Source organism: Deinococcus rhizophilus (assembly GCF_030271215.1).
GTDB classification, from domain to species: domain Bacteria; phylum Deinococcota; class Deinococci; order Deinococcales; family Deinococcaceae; genus Deinococcus; species Deinococcus rhizophilus.
Genome location: NZ_JASNGB010000272.1, coordinates 1 through 2,567, shown reverse-complemented (window position 1 = coordinate 2,567; position 2,567 = coordinate 1). Strand labels below are relative to the sequence as shown.

Sequence of the window (2,567 nt, the reverse complement as noted above, 5' to 3'; positions counted from 1 at the left end):
GACCTCTGCCCAGAGGGTCGGCGCTTCCGGGTCGCGGCGGGCGCGGTGGCGGTTCACGGCGGCCACGGTCGCGGCGTCCACGAACTCCAGCCGCTCGGGGGTCAGGCCCAGCCCGCGCAGGGTCACGCTGGTGGCGACCGCGCCCTCCACATCCCCGAAGGCGAGTTGCACGCTGGCCGTCGCGGGGGGCAGGGGGTGAAGCCGCAGGGTGAGGGCGGTGATGACCCCCAGCGTGCCCTCCGAGCCGATGAACAGCCCTTTCAACGCGTAACCGCTGCTGCTCTTGCGGGCCTGGGTGCCCAGGCGCAGCACCCGGCCATCGGTCAGGGCCACCCGCAGGGCCGCGACGTTCTCGCGCATCCCGCCGTAGCGCACAGTGGTCGTGCCGCTCGCGTTGGTGGCGGCCATGCCCCCCAGCGAGGCGTCGGCGCCGGGGTCGACCGGGAAAAAGAGGCCGTGCGGACGCAGGCGGCGGTTGAGATGAACCCGCCGCACCCCCGGCCCCACCGTGACGGTGAAGCCCACCGGGTCCGGCTCTCCCACCGCGTCCAGCCCGCCGAGGTCCAGCGAGATCGCCCCCGGCACGGGCAGGGCGGCCCCCTCCAGGCTGGTGCCCGCGCCCCAGGGGGTGACAGGCACGCGCCACTCGCGGGCCACCGCCAGCGTCTGCAGCGCGTCCCCTTCCGAGCGGGCGTGGACGACCGCGCCGGGCACCCAGGTCAGCGGCGTGCCCTCGTCCCGCGCGCGGGCGGCGAGGTCACCGGGAGCGAGGCTGACACGCCCCCCCAACCGTGACCTCAACGCCTCCTGCCAGCCGGTTACTTGATCATCTTCCACGTGCCGTTCACGACCTGCACCATCACCCGGCTGCGGGCGTCGAGGCCGAGGTGATCGGTCGCGCTCATGTTGAAGATGCCGTGCGCCCCGATCACGTTGCGGGTGCCCTCGATGGCGTCACGCAGCGCCGAGCGGAACTGCGGGGTGCCGGGCTTGGCCTTTTTCAGCGCGGCCGGGATCGCCTTTTGCAAGATCAGGCCCGCGTCCCACATGTGCGCCCCGAAGGTGCTCACCGAATTCTGGCCGAAGTGCCGCTCGTACGCCTGCGAGTAGGCCAGCCCGACCCGGCGGGTGGGATTGGTCGCCGGAAGCTGGTCGGCCACCAGCACGGGTCCGGCGGGCAGAATCGCCCCCTCCACGTCCTTGCCGCCCACCCGCAGGAAGTCGGCGTTGGCGACCCCGTGCGTCTGGTAGACCTTGCCCGCGTAGCCCCGGTCGTTCAGGGTCTTCTGCGGCAGCACGGCGGGCACCCCGGAGGCCCCGATCAGCACGGCGTCGGGCCGGGCCGCCACGATCTTGAGAATCTGGCCGGTGACGCTGGTGTCGCTGCGGCCGTACTTCTCCACGGCCACCACCCGGATATTCCGGGCCGCCGCCGCCCGCTGGAGTTCCGCGAGCCAGCCCTCGCCGTAGGCGTCGTTGAAGCCGATGTAGCCCACCGTCCCCACGCGGTTTTGCGCCATGTGCGCCACGATCGCGGTCGCCATGATCGCGTCGGTCTGCGGCGTCTTGAACACCCAGCGCCGCCGCGCGTCCACCGGCTTGATGATCGCCTCCGACGCGGCGAGGCTGATCATGGGCACCCTCGCCTCGGTCACCACGTCGATCATGGCGAGGCTGGCGGGCGTGGTCGTGGTGCCGACAATCACGTCCACCTTGCCCTCCTGAATCAGCTTGCGGGTGGCGGTGACGGCGGCGGTGGTGTCGGAGGCGTCGTCGAGGACCGTGTAGGTCACCCGCTGCCCGCCGATGGTCTGGGGCAGCAGCGCGACCGTGTTCTTCTCCGGGATGCCCAGGCTGGCCGCCGGGCCGGTCGAGGACACCACCACGCCCACCCGGATCTGCGCGGCGGCGAGCGAGGAGGCGAGCAGGGCGGCGGTCACGAGCAGACGGGCAGGGCGCAGGTGCTTCATGGGTCAACCTCCACGGCAGAGGGGGCAGCCCGGCGGGATCCGGGCAGAGGATGAACTGGAGTTGGTTCATGAAGCTCAGCAGAAGGCCGGGGGCCTAGTTCTCCGCCGCCGGAGCCTCCTCCTCGGCCCCGAACGCGAGGTAGAGCCGGGCCAGCAGCGCGGGGTCACGCAGGGAGCCGCCCAGCACCTCCTCGGCGCGGCGCAGGCGGTAGCGCAGGGTGTTGACATGCACGTGCAGCCGCGCGGCGAGGTCGGGAAGAGGGCCCGAGTGGGCGAGGTAGGCCCGCAGGGTGGCCTCGATCCGGCCCCCGTCCTCCAGCGCGGCCAGCCGTGAGCGCACCTGCCCCCGCAGCGGGGCGAGGGAGCCGTCCGCGATCAGGGCGTACAGGGGGTCCATCGCGTGATAGGTCGTGTATCCCCGCGCCTGCCGGGTGGCGGCGAGGGCGTGCCGCGCTTCCCCCTCGGCGGTGCGGGCGTGGCGGGGACCGGGGTGCGCGGCACTGACCCCCAGCCGCACGTCCTGCGCGGTGCTCGCCAGCAGCGCGGCGTGCAGGTCCCGCGCCTCCCGCTCCAGGTCGGCGGTCTGCCACAGCCACA

3 protein-coding genes are annotated in these 2,567 nt (G+C 73.0%); all 3 read right to left on the bottom strand.

Going from position 1 to position 2,567, the window contains the following annotated elements:
• A partial coding sequence (locus tag QOL99_RS16440; protein ID WP_285525400.1) for an FAD-binding oxidoreductase occupies positions 1-789 on the bottom strand: 789 nt, incomplete at its 3' end.
• A gap of 29 nt (positions 790-818) precedes the next feature.
• Complete coding sequence (locus QOL99_RS16435; protein ID WP_285525399.1) at positions 819-1,970, bottom strand: ABC transporter substrate-binding protein; 1,152 nt, start codon at positions 1,968-1,970, stop codon at positions 819-821.
• Positions 1,971-2,064: 94 nt separating this feature from the next.
• Positions 2,065-2,567: PucR family transcriptional regulator (locus tag QOL99_RS16430; protein ID WP_285525397.1), on the bottom strand; the 503-nt coding region annotated here is incomplete at its 5' end.

What these genes read in the sequence shown, in the direction of transcription:
- QOL99_RS16435 (WP_285525399.1), bottom strand. Translation starts at nt 1,970, where the DNA reads ATGAAGCACCTGCGCCCTGCCCGTCTGCTCGTGACCGCCGCCCTGCTC.